15 protein-coding genes are annotated in these 20,750 nt (G+C 71.6%); 11 read left to right on the top strand and 4 right to left on the bottom strand.

Translation table 11 applies throughout. The annotated features are described in order from the left end of the window. The first annotated feature begins 67 nt into the window (after positions 1-67). Entirely contained in the window at positions 68-907 is an 840-nt protein-coding gene (locus tag ACSMXX_RS18505; protein WP_473179807.1) for an enoyl-CoA hydratase family protein, read from the top strand. Continuing rightward, positions 895-1,503, top strand: a complete 609-nt coding sequence (locus tag ACSMXX_RS18510) for a TetR/AcrR family transcriptional regulator (RefSeq protein ID WP_473179808.1) — start codon at positions 895-897, stop codon at positions 1,501-1,503. The genes ACSMXX_RS18505 and ACSMXX_RS18510 overlap by 13 nt, the downstream gene beginning before the upstream one ends. Before the next feature lie 78 nt (positions 1,504-1,581). On the opposite strand, the gene ACSMXX_RS18515 is transcribed toward ACSMXX_RS18510, so the two are convergent. Next, on the bottom strand, positions 1,582-2,748 hold the full coding sequence (locus ACSMXX_RS18515) for an alkaline phosphatase PhoX (protein WP_473179809.1): 1,167 nt from the start codon (positions 2,746-2,748) through the stop codon (positions 1,582-1,584). 644 nt (positions 2,749-3,392) lie between these two features. Between ACSMXX_RS18515 and ACSMXX_RS18520 the strand changes: the two genes are divergently transcribed. After that, a complete protein-coding gene (locus tag ACSMXX_RS18520) occupies positions 3,393-4,949 on the top strand; it encodes a sodium:solute symporter family protein (protein WP_473179810.1) in 1,557 nt (518 codons plus the stop codon). A 107-nt stretch (positions 4,950-5,056) separates the two neighbouring features. Here ACSMXX_RS18520 and ACSMXX_RS18525 read toward each other — a convergent pair whose 3' ends face one another. Beyond that, entirely contained in the window at positions 5,057-7,789 is a 2,733-nt protein-coding gene (locus ACSMXX_RS18525; protein WP_473179811.1) for an excinuclease ABC subunit UvrA, read from the bottom strand. A gap of 173 nt (positions 7,790-7,962) precedes the next feature. On the opposite strand from ACSMXX_RS18525, the gene ACSMXX_RS18530 reads away from it, so the two are divergent. Continuing rightward, a complete protein-coding gene (locus tag ACSMXX_RS18530; RefSeq protein WP_473179812.1) occupies positions 7,963-8,739 on the top strand; it encodes a MerR family transcriptional regulator in 777 nt (258 codons plus the stop codon). 129 nt (positions 8,740-8,868) lie between these two features. On the opposite strand, the gene ACSMXX_RS18535 is transcribed toward ACSMXX_RS18530, so the two are convergent. Beyond that, entirely contained in the window at positions 8,869-9,969 is a 1,101-nt protein-coding gene (locus ACSMXX_RS18535; RefSeq protein WP_473179813.1) for a citrate synthase 2, read from the bottom strand. Between the two features lie 388 nt (positions 9,970-10,357). Between ACSMXX_RS18535 and pdxH the strand changes: the two genes are divergently transcribed. Continuing rightward, positions 10,358-10,999 (top strand): pyridoxamine 5'-phosphate oxidase, encoded by a 642-nt coding sequence (gene pdxH / locus ACSMXX_RS18540; RefSeq protein WP_473184846.1) that lies wholly within the window; start codon positions 10,358-10,360, stop codon positions 10,997-10,999. 489 nt (positions 11,000-11,488) lie between these two features. Beyond that, positions 11,489-13,069 (top strand): PAS domain-containing protein, encoded by a 1,581-nt coding sequence (locus ACSMXX_RS18545; RefSeq protein WP_473179814.1) that lies wholly within the window; start codon positions 11,489-11,491, stop codon positions 13,067-13,069. A gap of 33 nt (positions 13,070-13,102) precedes the next feature. Here ACSMXX_RS18545 and ACSMXX_RS18550 read toward each other — a convergent pair whose 3' ends face one another. Beyond that, positions 13,103-13,855 carry an SIS domain-containing protein gene (locus ACSMXX_RS18550; RefSeq protein ID WP_473179815.1) on the bottom strand — a complete coding sequence of 251 codons (753 nt, stop codon included), beginning with the start codon at positions 13,853-13,855 and terminating at the stop codon, positions 13,103-13,105. 220 nt (positions 13,856-14,075) lie between these two features. Between ACSMXX_RS18550 and ACSMXX_RS18555 the strand changes: the two genes are divergently transcribed. The 5 genes from ACSMXX_RS18555 (at position 14,076) to ACSMXX_RS18575 (ending at position 20,726) form a co-directional block, all read left to right on the top strand. Then, positions 14,076-14,771 (top strand): iron-dependent transcriptional repressor DtxR, encoded by a 696-nt coding sequence (locus ACSMXX_RS18555; RefSeq protein ID WP_473179816.1) that lies wholly within the window; start codon positions 14,076-14,078, stop codon positions 14,769-14,771. A 703-nt stretch (positions 14,772-15,474) separates the two neighbouring features. Next, positions 15,475-16,392: an alpha/beta fold hydrolase gene (locus ACSMXX_RS18560; RefSeq protein WP_473184847.1), complete on the top strand. Its 918-nt coding sequence runs from the start codon at positions 15,475-15,477 to the stop codon at positions 16,390-16,392. Positions 16,393-16,790: 398 nt separating this feature from the next. Then, complete coding sequence (locus tag ACSMXX_RS18565; protein WP_473179817.1) at positions 16,791-18,179, top strand: transcriptional regulator; 1,389 nt, start codon at positions 16,791-16,793, stop codon at positions 18,177-18,179. Positions 18,180-18,318: 139 nt separating this feature from the next. Next, positions 18,319-20,148 (top strand): hypothetical protein, encoded by a 1,830-nt coding sequence (locus ACSMXX_RS18570; RefSeq protein WP_473179818.1) that lies wholly within the window; start codon positions 18,319-18,321, stop codon positions 20,146-20,148. A 131-nt stretch (positions 20,149-20,279) separates the two neighbouring features. Beyond that, positions 20,280-20,726, top strand: coding sequence for an SCO4402 family protein (locus ACSMXX_RS18575; protein ID WP_473179819.1), 447 nt, complete (start codon positions 20,280-20,282; stop codon positions 20,724-20,726). The last annotated feature ends 24 nt before the right edge of the window (positions 20,727-20,750 follow it).

Genomic DNA, 20,750 nt, shown 5'->3' on the forward strand with positions numbered 1-20,750 from the left:
GTTATCTGACATCCGGCATCCGATATCCGGCAGATGACAGCGGACCAGTGCGGGAGGACGAGCGAGAATGACCGGAACCGCGGAAGAGGCACACCCCGAGGGGCAGTCGGTGCGCAGCGCGCACGAGCGGGGCATCACCACTCTCACCCTCGACTCCCCGCACAACCGCAACGCGCTCTCCAAGGCCCTCGTCTCCCAGCTCTACGCGGGCCTGGAGGAGGCCGCAGCCGATCCGCGGGTACGGGCGGTGCTGCTGACCCACACCGGCAACACCTTCTGCGCGGGCGCCGATCTGCGTGAGGGCAGCGGCAGTCCGGGCGATCTCGCGGCCCTGCTGCGCACGATCGTGGAGCTGCCCAAGCCGGTCGTCGCACGCGTCGAGGGGCACGTACGGGCCGGTGGTACGGGACTGCTCGGCGCCTGCGACATCTCCGTCGCCGGGCCGGGGTCGAGCTTCGCCTTCACCGAGGCGCGCATCGGGGTGGCTCCGGCGGTGATCTCGATGCCGCTTCTGCCGCGCCTCGACGCCCGTGCCGCCGCCCGCTACTACCTCACCGGTGAGCGGTTCGGCGCCGCCGAGGCGGCCCGTATCGGACTGGTGACGCTGGCGGCGGGCGAGGGCGAGGGCGCGGCCGCTGACGAGGGCAAGGACGCGGACGCGGGCGACGGCGCGGGCGGCGTGAAGGGCGTGGACGCCGTGCTGGAGCCCGTGCTCGACGGCCTGCGGCGAGGCTCGCCGCAGGGTCTGGCGGAGTCGAAGCGGCTGGTCACGGCGGAGGTGCTGCGCGCATTCGACCGGGACACCGATAGCCTCGCGGAGCTGTCCGCGCGGCTGTTCGCCTCCGACGAGGCCCGCGAGGGCATGACCGCTTTCCTCGAACGACGGGAGCCCGCATGGGTGCGGTGAACACCCGCGGTGCCGAACCGAAGCAGGACCGCAGCCGCGCGACGCGGCAGCGGCTGCTGGAGTCGGCCGTCACCTGCCTCGCCGAACACGGCTGGACGGGGAGCACGGTCACGGTCGTGGCCGAGCACGCCGGTGTCTCGCGGGGCGCGGCCCAGCACCATTTCCCCACCCGCGAGGACCTGTTCACGGCCGCCGTGGAGTACGTGGCCGAGGAGCGCTCCAAGGCGCTGCGGTCGCCCGAGCGGGACCCGGACCGCCCGTCCGATACGAGGGCGGCCGTCGGAATGCTGGTGTCCCTCTACACAGGCCCGCTCTTCCGGGCCGCGCTGCAGCTGTGGGTTGCGGCCTCCAACGAGCCCCAACTGGGCCCGCGCGTCACCGCGTTGGAGACACGTATCGGCCGGGAGACGCACCGGATGGCGGTGGAGCTGCTCGGCGCGGACGAGTCCGTACCGGGTGTGCGCGAGACGGTGCAGGGTCTGCTCGACATGGCACGCGGCCTGGGCCTGGCGAATCTGCTGACGGACGACAGCGCGCGGCGCGAACGTGTCGTCGCGCAGTGGGAGTTGATCGTCCGGGAGGCGCTCGCGCGATAGCGGCGCCGTCGGCGGGCTCGAACAAGCCCGGTGGATGCCGGCATGCCGGCGCCCACCGGGCACGGGGTGGGCCGGAGATCACAGGGAGGTTCGGAACGGGCCCGTGACCTCGTAGGTGATGCCGCCAGAGGAACTGCCGCTCGTCCCGCGCTGGCTGGAGAAGTACAGCCGGGTGCCGTCGGGGGAGAAGGCGGGGCCGGTGATCTCCGAGCCGGACTGGCCGGTGATGCGCAGGAACGGCGCGACGACGTCGTCCGGGGTGATGATGCAGATCTCCATGTTTCCGCCGTCCTCGGCGACGAACAGGTCACCGGAGGAGGACCCGGTGACGTTGTCCACGCCTGTGAGCGGGGCGGGGCCGGGGTTGACCAGGCTGTCGTCGTAGGCCAGCTCGTAGGTGCTGTTCGCCAGGTTGAGCTGCCATACGCGGTTGTCGCCCTTGGTGGTGAACCAGACGGTGTCGTTGGCGTAGTGGCAGCCCTCGCCGCCGTTGAACCGCTTGGCGCCGGAGACCTGGTCGCGCGTCACGGTCGGCGAGCCGTCCGGGTCGGGCACGTCCGACCAGCTGAACGACCCGGAGGTGCCGGTGCCGGCGACCAGGACCTGGAGGGTGCCGGAGGACAGGTTGCCCCAGGTCGCCGGGATGAACCGGTAGAGGCAGCCGTTGCTCTCGTCCTCGGTCAGGTAGATCACCTTGCGCACCGGGTCGGCGGCGGCTGCCTCGTGCTTGAACTTGCCCATCGCGTCCCTGCGCGTGGCCGCGTTCACGCCCCACGGGTCCGTCTCGTAGACGTAGCCCAGGCTGACCTCCTCACAGGACAGCCAGGTGTTCCATGGGGTGGCGCCGCCCGCGCAGTTCTGCCGGGTGCTGGAGAGGATGCGGTACGCACCGGTGATGCTGCCCGAGGAGTTGAACTTGACTGCGCTCGCGCCGCCGCCGGGGTTGATCTCCGAGTTGGAGACGTAGATCCAGCCGGTGCCGTCGGCGAAACAGGCGCCGCCGTCGGGGGCGTTGTGCCAGGTGTACGAGGTACCCGAGACGGCCTGCGAGGACCGGGCGACGACCCGGCTGGTGAAGCCGCTGGGCAGCTGGATGCCGTTGGCGTCGGCCGTGCCCAGCGCTCCGTACGGGCCGGGACCGTTCTGGGCCGGGGCCGCGTAGGCGGCGCCGCGCATGAGAGTGCCGCCGAAGGTGGCGGCCGAGGTGCCGATGACAGCTCCGCGCAGGAAGGTGCGACGTTCCACATCTACTCCTTTGCCAGGGAAGATGACTCACCGAGAGTCGCCGACTGGTCACCGTGGACACTAGAGCGCCACATCGGCCCCCGAAGGCCCGCCAGGGAGAACTCCTTCCGGCCAACTCGTGAGTAGCGTCCAGGCAGAACGATCGAGCAGTTCATCAAGTGAACGAGAGGGAAGGGCTCTAAGGCGCCCGGGCCAACTCCTTGAGGTGCTGCTTCTCGTCTCCCTCGGTGCTTCCCCCTGGCGCCAGGCGCTTCAAGGGCCGCAGACGAAAATCCAGCCAGGGCGGGCGACTTGGGCCCCCCGCCGGGGATGGAGGGGGTCGCGCAGTGGGAGTTGATCGTCCGGGAGGCGCTCGCGCGACAGCGGCCGCTGCTCCGGGCCGCCCTCTCTCCGACACCCCTGCGACCGGCATTCACCGACGTGGATGGGGTCGCAGGGGTGTTGTGCCGCCGGATCGCTCGATGCCACCGCGGATATGCGCTTGTACGCGGTATTGACGGCTTACCGGGCCACTTCTATGGTGACGCTCGATTCATAAACCTGGCAATCGTTCATGTCAGTGAACAGCGCCAGTGCCAGCCAGCGTCACTGGTGAACACCGCACGGAGAACCTGCCGGCGCATACCCAACGTCGAGGAGTCGTGATGTCCGGACTGGACTGGGCCGTGGTCGGCGCGTACTTCTTCGTGATGCTGGCCATCGGGGTGTGGTCCAAGACCCGCGTCGAGAACGTGGCCGACTTCTTCACCGCCCGCGGCCGCGTGCCCTGGTGGCTCTCCGGCATCTCCCACCACATGTCGGGCTACAGCGCGATCATGTTCGTCACCTTCGCGGCGGTCGCGTACGACCACGGCGTCACCGTCTACTTCTGGTGGGCCCTGACGATCGGACTCGGCATCGGCGTCGGGGCGTTCCTCTTCGCCCCGCGCTGGAACCGGCTGCGCGCCAAGCACGGCGTCAACTCGCCGCTCGCCTATCTCGCCGTCCGCTACAACCTGCCCACGCAGCAGGTGCTCGCCTACAGCGGCGCCGCGCTGAAGGTCGTCGACATCGCGGCCAAGTGGGTGGCGATAGCCGTGCTGTTGCAGGGCTTCGCCGACATCCCGCTGGCCTGGGGCATCGGACTGACCGGCGTCTGCACCATGTTCTACGTGACCTTCGGCGGCCTGTGGGCCGATGTCCTCACCGACTTCGGGCAGTTCGTCATCCAGGCCGTGGCCGGGTTCGCGATGTTCTTCGCCGTACTGGCACACCTCGGCGGCGTCTCGTCCCTGTGGACGATGTACGACGACCTGCCGGACGGACACGGCGACCCGGTGGCGGGCAACGTCACCACCGGCCTGCTCCTGGCGTTCCTGCTGGTGAAGACCTTCGAATACAACGGCGGCATGTGGAACCTGGCGCAGCGCTACATGTCCGCACCCAGCGGCTCCCGGGCCCGCAAGTCCGCGCTGCTGTCCAGCGCGCTGTGGCTGGTCTGGCCGTTCGTCCTCTTCGTGCCGATGGTCGCGGCGCCGCTCATCGTGCCCGGCCTGGACAACCCCGAGGAGTCCTACATCCGTCTCGCCCAGGAGCTGCTGCCCACGGGCCTGATCGGACTGCTGCTCGCCGGGTTCTTCTCGCACACCATGGCGATGGTCGCCTCCGACTCCAACGTCATCACCGCCGTCATCACCCGCGACCTCGCGCCGGTGCTCGTACCGCGGATCAAGCGCATGACGCAGCGCGGCCAGCTGCTCTTCGCGCGCGTCACCACCGTCGCCTTCGTGACGTCGAGCATGGCGCTGGCGCTCTTCAGTGACCCGGACGGCTTCATCATGACCGTCGTGGTGAGCATCGTGGCGGCGACCATGGGGCCGATCTCCATTCCGCTGATGCTCGGGCTGCTGCCCTGGTTCAAGCAGACGGGGCCGCTCGCCGCGATCACCTCGTGGGCGGGTGGGCTCGCGGTGTGGGCGTACCTCTACTGGGGTGCGGGGGGCGCCTCGGAGGCCGCCACCGTCGGCTTCCCGGTACTCACCTCGCTGGTGCTGTACGTCGGCATCGGCCTGCTGAGGCCCGAGCCGCGCGCGGACCGTTCCGCGCTGGTCGACTCCCTCGACAGCGATCCGACGGAGGAGGAACGGCTCGCGCTGGAACGGCAGTTCCTCGCCGATCCCGACAAGGGCGGAGAGCCGCAGGAGCCGACGGCGGTTCGGTAGGGGTGGGGGGTGTTGTGCTGACGGCTGACAATATTTGATATCTGTCAGCCGTCAGCCGTCAGCCGTCAGCCGTCAGCCGTCAGCCGTCAGCCGTCAGCCCTCATCCCTCATCCCTCACCGTGCAGGAACGGTCCCGTACGGGAGGCTGCGACGCGTGCGACCTGCTCTGGTGTGCCCTCCGCGACGATCTCGCCCCCGGCGGCACCGCCCGCCGGGCCCAGGTCGATCACCCAGTCCGCGGCCCCGATGACGTGGAGGTCGTGCTCGATCGTGACGACTGTGTTGCCCGCGTCGACGAGTTGCTGCAGCACCCCGAGGAGCCGTGCCGTGTCCGCCACATGCAGGCCGGTCGTCGGCTCGTCCAGCAGGTAGAGCGTCCGCCCGGTCGAGCGCTGCCCGAGCTCCTTCGCGAGCTTCACGCGCTGTGCCTCACCGCCCGACAGCGTGGTCGCCGGCTGGCCCAACCGCAGGTAGCCGAGGCCGACTTCGTCCAGCCGCCGCAGCCGCGCCGCCGCCCTGGGGACGTCCGCGAAGACGTCCAGCGCCTCCTCGACGGTCATCTCCAGCACCTCGGCGATGTCGTGCCCTCCGCCGTTCCCTCGGTTCCCGTGCCCCTGCCCCTGCGCCCTCGCCCTCGTCCCTCGGTCCTCCTGCGCCCCCGCCGCCCCTCGCACCCCGTAGCGCGCCGCGAGCACCTCGCCGCGAAAGCGCCTTCCGCGGCACCCGGGACAGCGCACCTCCACGTCCGGCAGGAAGTGCATCTGGACGCTGAGCACCCCGGCCCCGGTGCAGCGCTCGCATCGCCCGCCCGGCATGTTCGGGGAGAAGTGCCCGGCCGTGAGGCCGGCTTCGCGGGCCGCGGCCGTCGCGGCGAAGGCTTCGCGTATCGGCGTGAAGGCGTCGGAGTACGTCGCCGGGTTCGACCTGGGCATCCGGCTGATCGGCCGCTGGTCGATCGTGATGACCTTGTCGAGATGTTCCCAGCCCTCGATCTCCCCGTACGGGCCCGGCGGTTCGCCCGCACCGTGGAAGCGCCTGCGCGCGGCCCGGTCGAGGATGTCGAAGAGCAGCGACGACTTGCCCGACCCCGACGGCCCGCTCACCGCGATGAACTTCCCGAGCGGCAGCCGCGCCGTGACGTTCTTGAGGTTGTGGGCACGCGCGCCGCGCACGACGAGTGAGGTGCCGTCCCCGGTACGCGGGGCCGGCGGACGGGGCATGGTGACCCGTCCCGAGAGGCAGTCGCCGGTGACCGATCCGGGTGCCGACGCCACCTCCTGCGCCGTTCCCTCGGCGACGATGCGTCCGCCTTCGCGGCCCGCGCCCGGCCCGACGTCGATGACGTGGTCCGCTGCCCGCAGCATCTCCAGGTCGTGCTCGATGACAAGGACGGTGTTGCCCAAGTCGCGCAGACCGCGGAGCACTTGGACCAGCCGTCCGGTGTCGGCGGCGTGCAGTCCGATGGTGGGCTCGTCCAGTACGTACAGCACACCCGTGAGTCCCGAGCCGAGCAGCGAGGCCAGGCGCAGCCGTTGCGCCTCCCCGGCGGAAAGGCTCGGCGTGGCCTGCTCCGGCGTCAGATAGCCCACGCCCACGTCTACGAGCCGGCGCAGTCGTTCCCGCAGGTCGGCCACGACGGGTTCGGTGACGAGCCGCTCCTTCCCCGTGACGGCGTCCGCGAGTCCGGCGACCCAGTCCGTCAGCGCGGTGAGCGGCATGCGGGCGGCGGCCGGGATGGTGAGCCCGCCGACGGTCACGGCCCGGCTCTCCGGCCGCAGCCGTGTGCCCTCGCACTCAGGACAGACGTCCTTGACGAGTGAACGCTCGGCCTTCTCACGGTAGTTGGGGTCGTCGATGCGTTCGGCGTAGCGGCGCAGCATGTTCGTCACGACGCCCTCGAACCGTCCGCGTGCGACCGTCGGCGGGGGTTCGGTGCCCGGGAAGTGGGCGCGGAACGCGGCGCTTCCGACACCGTGCAGGAGCAGGTCGCGCTGCACGTCCCCGAACTCCTTGACGGGAACGTCCGGTTCGAAGGTGAAGCCGTAGTGCCGCGCGGCAGCGTGCAGCACCGCGATGTTGCGCTCCGCCACGGTGGGGTGCCAGCCGTGTACGGCGCCTCCGGCGACGCTGCGGCCCTCGTCGAGGAGGCTCTCCACATCGGCCTGGAAGACGGTGCCCAGTCCGGTGCATGTGGCGCAGGCGCCGGCGGGCTTGTTGAAGGAGAAGTTCCCCATCACCATCTCGGGCACCGGCGCTCCGCAGTGCGGACACGGCACGCTACGCCGGGCATCGGCGTCGTCGTCTCCGCTGCCGGAGTCGTACCCGGGACCGGCGTCGTATCCGCCGTCCCCGTCCCCGTCCCCGTCCCCGTCCCCGTCCCGGTCCCCGTCCTCCTCGTCGAGGCCGTCGCCGCCCGCCACGTCGTAGGAGGGCGGGACGTCGCCGCCGCACGCCGGGCACGGGCGCCGGCCGATACGGGCCCACAGCAGCCGCAGGCAGGTGAAGACCTCGGTGACGGTGCCGACGGTCGAGCGGGGGCTGCGGTTCGTCAGATGCTGGTCGACGCTGATCGACGGCGACAGGCCGCTGATCGAGTCGACGGCGGGCTTGCTCACGAACATCGTGACCATGCCCAGCGATTCGAGGTACTGCCGCTGGCCTTCCCTGTGCAGCGTGTCGAAGGCCAGCGTGGACTTGCCGGAGCCGGACAGGCCGGTCAGTACGACGAGTGCGTTCTTGGGTACGGCGAGGGAGACGTTCTTGAGGTTGTGCAGACGCGCGCCCTCGATGCGGATCTGTGCTGGAGACGGGTTCTGGGTGGCTTTCTCCACGGCATCCATGCTTTAAAGTTTCTCATTGAAGCTCCTGTTGAGACTTTGTGAGCCAAGTGCTCCGGTATCGATGACTGCAGTCGGGGATAAGCTTCAAATTACGGCTGAAGGCGGCGGGTTGGGAAACGGTCCGGTGCCCGGCCTGGGAGCCGGTACGTGCCCGGCACTGGAGGGAGTGGCGGATGGGGCGGACAGGGCGCATGCGGCGGACGAACGGCGAGGGCGAGAGGCCGGTGCGCCTGCGTCCCGTCGATCTCGCGCGGGCCGCCGGCGTCTCGGCCCAGCAGATCCGCAACTACGAGGCGGCCGGCATCCTGCCGCCCGCCTCACGCACGGAGTCCGGCTACCGCGAGTTCACGGAGCGGCACCGCCGCGCGCTGCTCACCTACCGCGCCCTGGCACGGGGTTACGGCCCGGGCACCGCCCAGGCGATCATGCTGGCCGTGCACGCCGGCGAGGAGTCACAGGCGCTCGCCCTGGCCGGCGAAGGCCACGCGTCGCTGCACGAGCAGCGCTGTTCCCTCCGTGAGGCCGCTCGCGCGCTCGAAGCGATCGCCGCACAGGACCCGGAGGCGGACGCACACCGGATGCCCCGCCCGGACCTGCGCATCGGGGAGGTCGCCGCCCTCGTCGGTGTACGGACGTCGGCGCTGCGCGTGTGGGAGGACGCCGGCCTGCTGGCTCCGCGGCGCGACCCCGCGACCGGCTACCGCCGCTACGGCGCGCGTGAGGTCCGGGACGCACGGCTGGTCAACACGCTGCGGCAGAGCCGGTATCCGCTGCCGCGCGTCGTCGCCGTACTCGACGGGCTGCGCCGCACCGGCAGTACGGACGAGCTGCGCGCGGCGGTCGCGCAGCGCCAGGAGGAGCTGGACAGGCGGGCGTTGGCCATGCTGGAAGGATCCGGCCTGCTGCACGCCTACGTCACCGGGCCCGCCGCCGAGGACGGGACCGGCTGAGCAAGCGCCCGCGGCCGGGCGCCTGCAGCCGGGTGCCTCCTACCGGGCGCCGCCAGCCGGGCCCCTAGCCGCCCCTCCCGTACGGAATCCCCCGGCCAATGCCCGGGCCGGGCGCCGGCCGGGCGCGGGTCAGTGCAGCGCCTCCCCGTACCCGTCGACCTCGCGCGGATCGCGCGGGCCCGGACCGACGTACCGCGCCGAGGGCCGCACCAGCCGCCCCGTGCGCTTCTGCTCCAGTACGTGCGCAGCCCAGCCGGCCGTGCGCGCACACGTGAACATCGAGGTGAACATGCTCGCCGGCACCTCGGCGAAGTCCAGCACGATGGCCGCCCAGAACTCCACGTTCGTCGCCAGCACCCGGTCGGGACGGCGTTCGTGCAGCTCCTTCAGCGCCGCGTGCTCCAGGGCCTGCGCAACCTCGTAGCGCGGCGCGTCCAGCTCCTTGGCCGTACGTCGCAGCACGCGTGCCCGCGGGTCCTCCGCACGGTATACGCGGTGCCCGAAGCCCATCAGGCGCTCACCGCGGTCGAGTTGACGCTTCACGAAGGCCTCGGCGTCGCCCGTGCGCTCGATCTCCTCGATCATACCGAGCACCCGGGACGGGGCTCCGCCGTGCAGCGGCCCGGACATCGCGCCGACCGCGCCGGAGAGCGCGGCCGAGACGTCGGCGCCGGTGGAGGCGATGACGCGGGCGGTGAAGGTGGAGGCGTTCATGCCGTGTTCGGCCGCGGAGGTCCAGTAGGCGTCGACGGCCGCGACGTGCTTCGGGTCGGGGTCGCCGCGCCAGCGCCGCATGAAGCGCTCGACGATCGTCTCGGCCTTGTCTATCTCCTGCTGCGGCACCATCGGCACGCCCGGCCCGCGTGCGGACTGCGCGACGTACGACAGCGCCATCACGGCGGCGCGCGCCAGGTCGTCCCGTGCCTGCCGCTCGTCTATGTCGAGCAGCGGTTTCAGACCCCAGACGGGGGCGAGCATCGCCAGTGCCGACTGGACGTCGACGCGTATGTCGCCCGAGTGCACGGGTATGGGGAACGGCTCGGCCGGCGGCAGCCCGGGGTTGAATCCCCCGTCGACCAGCAGGCCCCACACGTTCCCGAACGACACGTGCCCGACGAGGTCTTCGATGTCCACGCCGCGGTATCGCAGCGCGCCGCCCTCCTTGTCGGGTTCGGCGATCTCCGTCTCGAACGCGACGACTCCTTCGAGCCCGGGTACGAAGTCGGACATCAGGTGGCTCCTCATGAGGTTGTCGGCGCCGGACGCCGGAGGCGTGACCGGGTTCGCCGCTGTCGGGTCTGGCGGGAACGCGAGGGTTCCACCGCCGGTGACCGGCTGGCGGACCGTGACGTCGTCCTTCAGGGGCCTGCCCCGTGCGAAGGGTGGTCACCCCTGGCCCGTACGGCCGTGACGGGCAGCTCGGCAACTCCTCTGCGCACGGGCGGCAGTGGCCCGGCTGACGATTTTGGGGCCTGCCCCGCGGCTCCGGACATCCGTGTACGGGGTGAGATCAGGCACACGGACGCGGCGGCGGATGATGTTGCAAGATGAACGCGTGCCCGACGCTGACGAAGACGCCGCCCGCCACGCCCCCCTGACCGTCCTCGACCCCGCCGCGATGCGCGCCCGCTACCGCGCCCAGGGCATCACGGAGCAGGAGCTCGCGCCCGACCCGTACGGCCAGTTCGCGCGCTGGTTCGCCGACGCCGCGGCGAGCGGCCTCCACGAGCCGAACGCCATGATCGTCTCGACCGCCGGTGCGGACGGACTGCCCAGCTCCCGCACGGTCCTGATGAAGCAGTACGACGAGCGCGGCTTCGTCTTCTTCACCAACTACGGCTCCCGCAAGGGCCGCGAGCTGGAGGCGAACCCGCAGACGTCGCTGCTCTTCCCCTGGCACCCCATCGCCCGGCAGGTCATCGTCTCCGGCATCGCCGAGCGGATCGGACGGGACGAGACCGCGGCCTACTTCCGTACCCGCCCGCACGGCTCGCAGCTGGGCGCGTGGGCCAGCGAGCAGTCGTCGACGGTGGCGTCCAGGGCGGAACTCGACCGCCTCTACGCCGCCCTCGCGGAGCGCTACCCCGAGGGCGAGGACGTGCCGGCGCCGCCGGGCTGGGGCGGTTTCCGGGTGCGGGCGGAGTCGGTCGAGTTCTGGCAGGGGCGCGAGAACCGGCTGCACGACCGGCTTCGCTACGTCCGCACGGCCGACCCGGGGCAGCCCGTGGAGGGCTGGAGTGTCGAGCGGCTCTGCCCCTGAACCTGCGAACGAGGGCTGTTCCGGGGGCCTCAGAGATCGCCGAGGTCCGGGACGGTTACTGGCATTCCTGGTATTCCGGGCATTGCGGGGTGTTCCGGCGGTCCGGGAACACAGACGGCCCGCGGACACAGACGGCCCGCGGGCTGCTCCGCTCGCCGAGGGCGAACGGCGCCGGTCGGACGAGTCCGACGAGCCCGCGGGCCGGGTGACTGCATTGAGATTGGCCGGCGATACCGGCGTCACACTGTGGCGTCGGCTCTAGGCCGCAGCCACCTCACGCGTCCGGGTAAGCATCATTTACCGGATCACCTCCTTTCTCGTGTGGTCAGCACGCTAGGCAGCGCGAAAGCCCCTCGCAAGCGATTTCGGGGCGGCAACGATTTCGCTGAACTGCGTGTGCGCTGCGTCACGTTCGAGTTGAATGATCCGTACGCGCAGCGGCAGGCGGCAGTGGCAGTCAATTCGGCGCGTTCGGCTGGGGGTGCTCAGGTGTCCGCTCGATCCAGGACCCACGCTGCTTCGTCGTCGGACGGCGACGACAGGCAGGGGCCCGACGACGAATTGCTGCTCGCCGCGCTGCTGGACGGCATGGACGCGGCGCTGTGCGCATTCGACGCCGACGGCGCGGTCACCCACTGGAACCGTGAGGCCGAGCGGCTCCTGGGCTGGACGCCGGAGGAGGCCGTCGGCCGGAAGGGCCTGGCGGGCTGGGCGCTGCGCGAGGCGGACGCGGAGCAGGTACAGGCGCGGCTGTTCTCCGCGATGCACACCCCGGGGCGGCAGGTCCACGAGTTCGCGCTGCTGACGAAGGACGGCCGCCGGCTGCTCGTGCGAACCCAGGCGTCCGGTGTCGTCGCGGCGGACGGCAGCCCGATGGGCGTCTACTGCGCCTTCAGCGAGGTGCACGCGCAGATCGACCTGGAACGCTCCATCGCGCTGAGCGAATGCCTCTTCGAGGACGCCACGTGGGGCGTGGTCCTGGTCGACGCCGATCTGCGTCCCGCCGTCGTGAACCTGTCGGCGGCGAGCGCCTTCCGCGTCTCGCGTGCCGCGATGCTCGGACGTCCGCTGGGCGAGCTCGTCGACCAGGGCGTGGAGGAACTGGAGGGCGCGCTCCAGCATGTGCTGGCCGAAGGGCCGCCCTCCGCTCCGGCCGAGATCTGGGTGACGCTCCGCTCGGGCCGTCGCGGGCCCGGGCCCGGGGAGGCGGCCGGTGCGGGTCCGCAGGGAGCAGCCGGGCAGGGCGAGGCGTACGGGGCGCGCAGGTGCTGGCGCAGCGGCTTCCTCCGGCTGTCCTCGCCCATGACGGAGGCGCCGGTGCCGCTGGGGGTCGCGTGGCTCTTCCAGGACGTGACCGACTCCAAGCGCATGGAGCAGGAGGCCGACCGGCTGCGCTTCCGCGACAACCAGCTCCACCGTGCCGCGCGTGCCGCCGCCGAGTGCGAGAAGCCGATGGAGGCGGCGACCGTCCATCTCGACTTCGCCCTCGCCGGCTTCGCCGATCACGCCCTGCTGGACCTCGCCCTTCCCGTCGAGGACGCCGAGAGCGGCGACGGCCACGGCCTCGACGCGTTCGACGCCTTCGACACGGACGGGCAGACCAGCGAGCCGCGCCTGGTACGGGTCGCGGCGACGCCCGCCTCCGGACCGGACCCGGTGCCGTCGCTCCAGCGGCACATGGCGGCCGGGCAGGCCGGTCAGGGCACCCTCGGGGGCATTCCCGTCAGTTACGCGGAGGGGCACCCGGCGCATCAGGCCTACGCGCGCTGCGGTTCGGTACGGGCGAGCGTCGGCGGAGTCGCGGCCGCCGGGCAGGCCGGCGGTGCCGTGATCGAGGGCTGGGCCGCGGCCCGCAAGTGGCCGGACGGGACGGTCCACGGACTGTGCACGGTGCTGCGCAGCCGGGGCCGCACGCTGGGCGTGGTCACCTTCCTGCGGGGTGCGAGCCGCCGCTCCTTCGACCGTTCGGACGCCGCGTACGCGGAGGACATCGCCGTACGCATCGCCGCGGCCGTCGACATGGCACAGCTGACCCGGGCGCCGCACGGGCCGGGCGGCGCCCGGCACTGAGGCCCGGCGGCAGCACGTCAGCGGTGGAACACGTCAGCGGTAGAAGATGCGGTCCGCGTAGCGCTCCATGACGGTGTCGTTCCACGCGAGCCCGCCGTCGACGTTCCCCGAGCGCAGCAGCGGGGGTTCGATGCCGCGGGAGACGAGCTCCCCGGCGGCGGTGGCGACCACGGCCTGCATCAGCGCACTGGTGACGACGGTCGACGCCGGAGCGAAGGGCGCCGGGACGCCCTCGGTGCTCAACTCGGCGTCTCCGACCGGTATCCGGCTGTCGAGGACGATGTCGCAGTGGTCCTTGAGGAAGGTCCCGCCGGCGTGGCGCGAGGTCGTCCCGTGTGCGTAGGCGACGGAGGTCACGCCGACGACCTTGATCCCGAGGGCGCGTGCGTGCGACGCCATCTCCACCGGCAGCGGGTTCCGGCCCGACAGGGAGATCACGAACAGGAGGTCGCCTTCGTGAGCGGGGCCGGTGTCGAGCACGGCGGAGGCGAGCCCGTCCACGCGCTCCAGGGCGCTGCCGAGCGTGGCGGGGCGCACATCGACCCCGACTGCGCCTGGAACCGGCAGCAGATTCATCACGGCGAGGCCGCCGGCGCGGTATACGACGTCCTGGGCGGGAAGCGAGGAGTGTCCGGCGCCGAAGGCGAAGACCCGGCCGCCTTCCTCGACGGTGCGGGCCAGCAGCGTCCCGGCGGCGGCGATGTCCTCCCCGGCGGCGTCCCTGACCTGCTCGAGCAGGGATATCGCGGCGTCGAAGAAGTCGCTCGCCAGCGTGTTGTCGCTCATCCCGCAGGTCCCCCCGGGTCTCGTGGTGCGCGTCGCCGGGCCGTGGTGGGGCCCCGGCCGCCGGTCGCCGGTTCCGTCCGTGCCCGACGCGGCGTGATCACGTTAGAGGTCTGGACCAGTGATCTGTCAAGAGAGCAATGCGTCCAGGGAGGGACGGTTGTCCGACCGATGAGTCAGAATTGGAGCAGGGCCACGATGCACGACTGACCGAGGGGCACGCATGTCCGGACTGATCGACACCACGGAGATGTATCTCCGCACCATTCTGGAGCTGGAAGAAGAAGGCGTCGTCCCCATGCGTGCCCGTATCGCCGAGCGCCTCGACCAGAGCGGACCGACGGTGAGTCAGACCGTCGCGCGCATGGAGCGGGACGGCCTGGTGAAGGTGGCGGGGGACCGGCATCTGGAGCTGACCGAGGAGGGCCGCCGGCTCGCCACCCGCGTGATGCGCAAGCACAGGCTGGCCGAGTGTCTGCTGGTCGACGTGATCGGCCTGGAGTGGGAGCAGGTGCACGCGGAGGCGTGCCGCTGGGAGCACGTGATGAGCGAGGCGGTCGAGCGCCGTGTCCTCGAGCTGCTCCGGCACCCGACGGAGTCGCCGTACGGCAATCCCATCCCCGGTCTGGAGGAGCTGGGCGAGGAGGCCGAGACCGAGTCGTTCCTGGACGAAGGGATGGTCAGCCTCACGGATCTGGAGGCGGGCGGCGATGCGAAGACCGTCGTGGTGCGCCGCATCGGCGAGCCGATCCAGATGGACTCGCAGCTGATGTACACGCTGCGGCGCGCGGGCGTGCAGCCGGGCGCGGTCGTGAGCGTCAACGCCGGTGCGACCGGCGGTGTGCAGATCGGCAGCAGCGGCGAGGCGGCCGAGCTGGATTCCGACATCGCTGCGCACGTGTTCGTCGCGCGGCGCTGACCCCGGCGTTCCGGCTTTCCGCTTCCCACTTCCCGTTTCCGGGTTCCCGGTTCGGCCGGCTCAGGCGGGGCTGTGGCCTTCCGGCCTTCCCCGAATCCCTGACGGCCCGTCAGCAGGTCAGAGAGTCTGCGCCGGGCAAGTGCTCCCGGACTGAAAGCGGAACATCTTCCCAAAGAGGCCTGCCGGTACGAAAGTTACGGTAAACCGAGTGCCCGGCCATGCGCCGTGCGACGCTGTGGCTACGCATGTACGGGCGGAGGGGAGCCGTCGATGGATCGCGCTGAGCGGGCTGAGCGGGCCGGCGGAGCGGGAGGCGGGAAGCCGCACAGACCGGAGCCGTCCTCCCCCGAACCGCCTTGCAGATCCCTGCCTTTCAGACTCGGGTCCGGTGCGGGGCCCGACGGTTCCAGAGCCGTCGCACCCCCCGGCGGACGGCAGGCCGCGCGCCGCGGCACAGGCCATGACAAGGGCCCCGGCGCCTTCGGCGTCCGGGGCCCCGCCTCCCCTTTTCCCCTTGAGGCGACCCAGAGCCCCGAGCTCTCAGGGTCAGCCCTCCTCCCGGTAGCTGTCTTTCCACGACCCCGGCGATCAACCCTTGAACCCAGTCACTCGAAAGTAGGGGTTTCCAGTGGACTGCGGCGCGTTCGAATAGAAGTTCGATAGCGTGGGGGAGCGGTCAGAAGGAATGGGGGTGCCGGAGCGGATGGTGCGACGGCTCGACGTGACTGGTTCGGACGGAGTCCGGCTCGCGGCATGGGAGTTCTCCGACGTGGCCAAGTGCCGCCCGGAAGCGGAGCCTGGCGCAGGTGCCCAGGAGAGCAGGCCGTTAACGCGTTCGAAGAGCGTGCTGCTGCTGCACGGCCTGATGGGCCGTGCGGCGCACTGGGCCGACACCGCGCGCTGGCTCTCGGGCCGCTACCGGGCCGTCGGCCTCGATCAGCGGGGCCACGGACGCAGCGAGAAGCCCGTCGCCGGCGACGACCAGGACCCGTACGACCGCGAGGAGTTCGTCGCGGACGCCGAGGCCGCGATCGAACAGCTGGGCCTGGCGCCGGTCGCGCTCATCGGCCACTCCATGGGTGCCCTGACGGCCTGGCAGCTCGCCGCCAAGCGGCCCGACCTCGTACACGCCCTGATCATCTGCGACATGAAGGCGGCGGCGCTCGGGGAGCAGTCGCAGCGGGAGTGGGAGGAGTGGTTCAAGTCCTGGCCCGTGCCGTTCGCGACCCTCGCCGACGTACGCCGGTGGTTCGGCGAGGAGGATCCGGCGCTGGAGCGGCCGCAGACGTCGAGGGGTGACTTCTTCACCGAGGTGATGACGGAGCGGGACGACGGCTGGTGGCCGGTCTTCTCCCGGCGGCAGATGCTCCAGGTGCGCGAGACGTGGGTGCACGACGCGCACTGGGACGAGCTGGCGCGCGTGGTCTGCCCGACGCTCGTCGTACGGGGCATCGACGGCGAACTCGGCCGGGCCGAGGCCCAGGAGATGGTCCGTGTGCTGCCGCGCGGCATCTACGCGGAGGTGCCGGAGGCGGGTCACCTCATGCATCTCGACCAGCCCACCGACTGGCGCCGTGTGGTCGAACCGTTTCTCCAGGCGGTGCTTCCCGCCGACGGGTAGCCGTGCCCGGCGGAGCAGACGAACGTGCGGGTCGCGGTCGTTTCATGCCGCTGGCCCTCGCCGTCGTAGTCGCCCTCCCCTTTTCCCCACGCTTCGTGGGGGGCCCGGAGAAGGGCCCGGTTGCAGCGGGGCGGCATCGGGCGCAACGGCCCTGTGGCTGAGGTTTCGGGCGCCGCCCGGCGCCGGAGGCCGACGCGTTCGGGGGGGGGGGGCGGGCCTTCGGCGTTGCCCCGGTAGCCGCAGGGCGCACAGGGGCACTGCGGGGGGCGCACGCGTAAGAGGCCGGGCGTAAGGGGTAGTTCCACACTGCGGTGCGCTGTCCGGAAGACGGTGTATCGACTGAGACACGGGCATATGTCCTGGGCAGTGGTCATCCAATGTCGTCCTGAGGGGGATACATGACCGCCCGGCCTCTGGTCGCTCGGCAGCCCAACGAAAAGCTGCAGGCACTCATCCAGGAAGCCAACTGTTCCAACGCGGGGCTCGCGCGGCGGGTCAACGTCTGCGGAGTGGAGCACGGACTGGATCTGCGCTACGACAAGACATCCGTGGCGCGCTGGCTGCGCGGCCAGCAGCCGCGGGGCCGCGCCCCCGCGGTCATCTCCGAGGCGCTCGGCCGGAAACTGGGGCGCACGGTCACGCTCGACGAGATCGGGATGGCCGACGGCAGGAACCAGGCCGCGGGCGTCGGGCTGCAGTTCGCGCCGACGGTCGCCGGAGCCGTCGAGCAGGCATGCGAGCTGTGGCGCAGCGACGTCGGACGCCAGGGCTCCTTCGGCGGTTCGACCGTCGCCTCCTCCACGCTCGTCGAGCCCAGCCGGGACTGGCTGATCACCACACCGGACGGGCAGGTCGCGCGGAGCGCCGGGGCACGCGTGGGCATGTCCGACGTCGCGGCCGTGCGTGCGACCACCAACTCGCTCTGCCAGCTCGACCACCGCTTCGGCGGCGGGCACGTGCGGCCCGTCGTCGTGCACTACCTCAACAGCGTGGTCTCCGGGCTGCTCGTCGGCTCGTACAAGGAAGGGGTGGGCCGAGCGCTGTTCGCCGCAGCGGCACGGCTCACCGAACTCGCCGGCTACATGGCCGTCGACACAGGGCAGACCGGTCTGGCCCAGCGCCACTTCATCCAGGCGCTGCGCCTGGCGCAGGCCGCCGGCGACCGCGCGTACGGCGGATACGTACTGGCGGCGAGCATGAGCCATCTGACGGCGTCGCTCGGAAACCCGCGCGAGGCGGCCCAGTTGGCGCGCGCGGCGCAGGAGGGGGCACGGGGCCACGCCACGCCGCGGACCGAGGCGATGTTCTGTGCGGCCGAGGCGCGGGGGCACGCGCTGCTGGGGGACGTACGAGCGTCCCTGGAGGCGGCGGGCAGGGCGCAGTCGGCGATGGAGCGGGCGGCGGCGGGGGACCCGTCCGACGACCCGGTGTGGATCTCCCATTTCGGACGGGCCTATCTCGCCGACGAGTTGGCGCACTGCCACCGTGATCTGCGGCGGCCGCGGGACGCGGCCGAGCAGGCCGGCGAATCACTGGCGGGTCATCCCGGCAACCGGGTGCGGCGGCGCGTCATCGGTACGTTCCTGCTGGCGTCCGCCCAGTTGGAGAAACGTGAGGTTGAACACGCATGCCATACCGGTGCAAACGGGATTGAACTCCTCGAAACTCTCCGCTCGGGCCGCGGTGCCGAGTACCTCGAAGACTTCCGGCGGCGACTTGTGCCGTTTGTGAAGGAGCCGGTCGTGCGGGACTTCACAGCGCGGCTGGAGGCCTCGGCGGTCGCTTAAGTGCGCCTGTGTTCTGGTTTGTTCCATATCCGAGGTGAAGGGTTGGTGTCGCCCCATCAGCTGCGTGGTCGCTCCTCCAGGCCACCCGGTAGCGTGACCCGACGGTTCCGGCAGTCAGTTGATCGATCGAGGAGTCCCGGTGACAGCGCACAGCGGACGTGGACAGGGCGACCAGCCCCTCTACGAGGGTGTCGTGCTGCCGGCGAACGGCGACCCCTGGACCCCGGAACAGCAGCGTCAGGTCGACGAGTCGCACAGGCAGCCGGCCGCGGGACAGCCGTGGGGCGAGCCCTGGGGGCCGGAGTCGCAGGCGGCCGTGACCTCCGGGGAGCAGTCGCCGCCGCTCCCTCCGCCGCCGCAGGCGCCGCCGGCCATGCCCGCGCAGCCGCCCGCCATGCCGCCTCAGCAGCACTCGCTGCCGGGGGCCACGGAGGAGGCGGGCGCCGCGCAGGGCGGAAGACTCGGCGGCGGCGATCCCACGCCGCCGCCCGCTCCCCACTCCCCGGACCTGCCGCCTGCGTCCGTACAGCCGGAGACCGCCGCCGGCGCTCCCCTTCCTGCCGCGCAGACCGGGGAGGGGCTGCACACGCCGGGGCTGCACACGCCCCACGTGCCGCAGGGACCACACATACCGCAGGCACCCGAACCGCAGGGCGCTCAGGCGTACTACGGGAACGGCCAGTTGCCGCAGCAGCAGGCGCAGGCCCAGCAGCCGCCTCAGCACCCGCAGCCCCAACAGCCGCCCGCCGGGCAGCCGTTCGCGGCGGGAGCCCCGGCACCGGACGCGTCGGCGGCCGACGCCACGCAGTACATACCGCCGGTCACCGGCGGAGGGCCGCTGCCCGGTCAGTACCAGCCCGGGCAAGTCGCGCCCGCGGCCGACGCCGAGGCCACGCAGATGCTGCCCCCGCAGGTCGGCGGGCCGCCGCCCCCGCCAGCCGACCCCGAGTCGACGGCACAGCTCCGTTCGCCGCTGCCGCCCGAGGCTCCCGCCGGCGGGCAGGGCGGCCACGGCGCCCCGGCTCAGCAGCCGCAGCCGCCGGCTGGGTTCGAGAGCCTCTTCCGCTCCGAGCCCGGGGCGGCGCCCGGCGGCTCCGGTGAGCCGGGCGCGACACAGAGCCTTCCCCTCTTCGACCAGGCGGTCGCGCGTCAGCGCAGCGGAGGGGTCGGCGGACTCGGCAAGTCCGGCGGGCAGTCAGGCCCCGGCGGCCCGTCCGGTCCGTACGGCCAAGGCCAAGGTCAGGGCCAAGGTTTCGGCCAGGGCCCGGGCCAGGGCGGCCAGAACGGGCAGAACGGCCAGTGGGAGCCGCAGGGCCGCGCCGCCCGCCGCAACGCCGAACGCAGCGCGCTCTCCCGGATGTCGCCCGGCATCCTGATCGGGGTCGGCGTCGCTGTCGTCGCCGGTGTGGGCATGGTGGCGGGCGCCGCGCTGAGCGGCGGCGAAAAGGACGACCAGAAGTCCAGGAGCAAGTCCTCCGCGGCACCCGCGAGTGAGAAGTCCGCGGGGCCCGATCCCGCCGAAGCGCAGGCGAAGGAGCTCGACAAGCTCCTCGCGGACAGCAACAACAGCCGCGCCTCGGTGATCCGTTCGGTGGAGAACATCAAGTCCTGCAAGAAGCTCGAGCAGGCCGCCGGCGATCTGCGGGCCGCGGCCGGGCAGCGCAACAGCCTGGTGACCCGTCTCGGCAAGGTCGAGACGGGCGAGATCCCCGCCAGCGCCCAGCTGAAGTCCTCCCTCACACGCGCCTGGAAGGCATCCGCCGCCGCCGACAGCCACTACGCGACCTGGGCCGACCAGGCCGGCGGCAAGAAGGGCTGCCGCAAGGGCAAGGCGCGTACGACCACGCACACGGGCCTGGGCGCGCGCTCCAGCGGCGAGGCGACGGCCGCAAAGAAGCAGGCGGCCAAGCTCTGGAATCCGACGGCGCAGAAGTACGGGCTCAAGCAGCGGCAGGTCGGCGAACTCTGACGCGGGGCCCCGGTCAGAGGTCCGCGCAGGGGAACGTATGGTCGAGGACCATGCAGCAGAGTTCCGTGCCCCGGGCCTCCTCCGAGCGAGATTCGGCGAGGGCTTCCCGTCGCACCCCCCGGTCCACCACCATGGACCCCATGCCCGTCCATGACATGCCCTGGTGGCGCTGGCGCAGCAACGTGCGCTCGGCACTGCACATGCTCTCCGACCCCTCCTTCCAGCAGGACTGCTGGGCGACGGGCCGGCCCGGCTACGGCGACGTCACCGACGCCGTGTACCGCCTCGTCGAGGACACCTGGCTGGACAACTGGTCCGCCGAGAAGTATGTCGGCACGATCTTCCGCGACTCGCAGGAGGCCGCGCTCGTCGACACCGCGGTGCTGCGCGTGCTGCGCATAATGCACCAGGTCGGCGCCGACGCCCCCGTCGCCTCGTACATGGAGCACCACGGCTGGTCCGAAGCGGTACGGGCGGCGCGCGACGCACACGTACGGCTGGCCACGAACGACGGCGACGACCCGGACGAGCCGCCCCGCTCCCTCGACGTGCTGGCGATCATGCTGCACTCGGTCTGAGGAACGCCGGATTCGGTCTGAGGA

Source organism: Streptomyces sp. DSM 116795 (genome assembly GCF_055792905.1).

Excerpts from the sequence above, each read along its gene's own strand:
- ACSMXX_RS18565 (WP_473179817.1), top strand. The coding sequence starts at position 16,791 with ATGACCGCCCGGCCTCTGGTCGCTCGGCAGCCCAACGAAAAGCTGCAG.
- ACSMXX_RS18555 (WP_473179816.1), top strand. The coding sequence starts at position 14,076 with ATGTCCGGACTGATCGACACCACGGAGATGTATCTCCGCACCATTCTG.
- ACSMXX_RS18550 (WP_473179815.1), bottom strand. The coding sequence starts at position 13,855 with ATGAGCGACAACACGCTGGCGAGCGACTTCTTCGACGCCGCGATATCC.
- ACSMXX_RS18530 (WP_473179812.1), top strand. The coding sequence starts at position 7,963 with ATGGGGCGGACAGGGCGCATGCGGCGGACGAACGGCGAGGGCGAGAGG.
- ACSMXX_RS18505 (WP_473179807.1), top strand. The coding sequence starts at position 68 with ATGACCGGAACCGCGGAAGAGGCACACCCCGAGGGGCAGTCGGTGCGC.
- ACSMXX_RS18510 (WP_473179808.1), top strand. The coding sequence starts at position 895 with ATGGGTGCGGTGAACACCCGCGGTGCCGAACCGAAGCAGGACCGCAGC.
- ACSMXX_RS18560 (WP_473184847.1), top strand. The coding sequence starts at position 15,475 with ATGGTGCGACGGCTCGACGTGACTGGTTCGGACGGAGTCCGGCTCGCG.
- ACSMXX_RS18535 (WP_473179813.1), bottom strand. The coding sequence starts at position 9,969 with ATGTCCGACTTCGTACCCGGGCTCGAAGGAGTCGTCGCGTTCGAGACG.
- ACSMXX_RS18525 (WP_473179811.1), bottom strand. The coding sequence starts at position 7,789 with ATGGATGCCGTGGAGAAAGCCACCCAGAACCCGTCTCCAGCACAGATC.
- ACSMXX_RS18575 (WP_473179819.1), top strand. The coding sequence starts at position 20,280 with ATGGACCCCATGCCCGTCCATGACATGCCCTGGTGGCGCTGGCGCAGC.
- pdxH (WP_473184846.1), top strand. The coding sequence starts at position 10,358 with ATGCGCGCCCGCTACCGCGCCCAGGGCATCACGGAGCAGGAGCTCGCG.
- ACSMXX_RS18520 (WP_473179810.1), top strand. The coding sequence starts at position 3,393 with ATGTCCGGACTGGACTGGGCCGTGGTCGGCGCGTACTTCTTCGTGATG.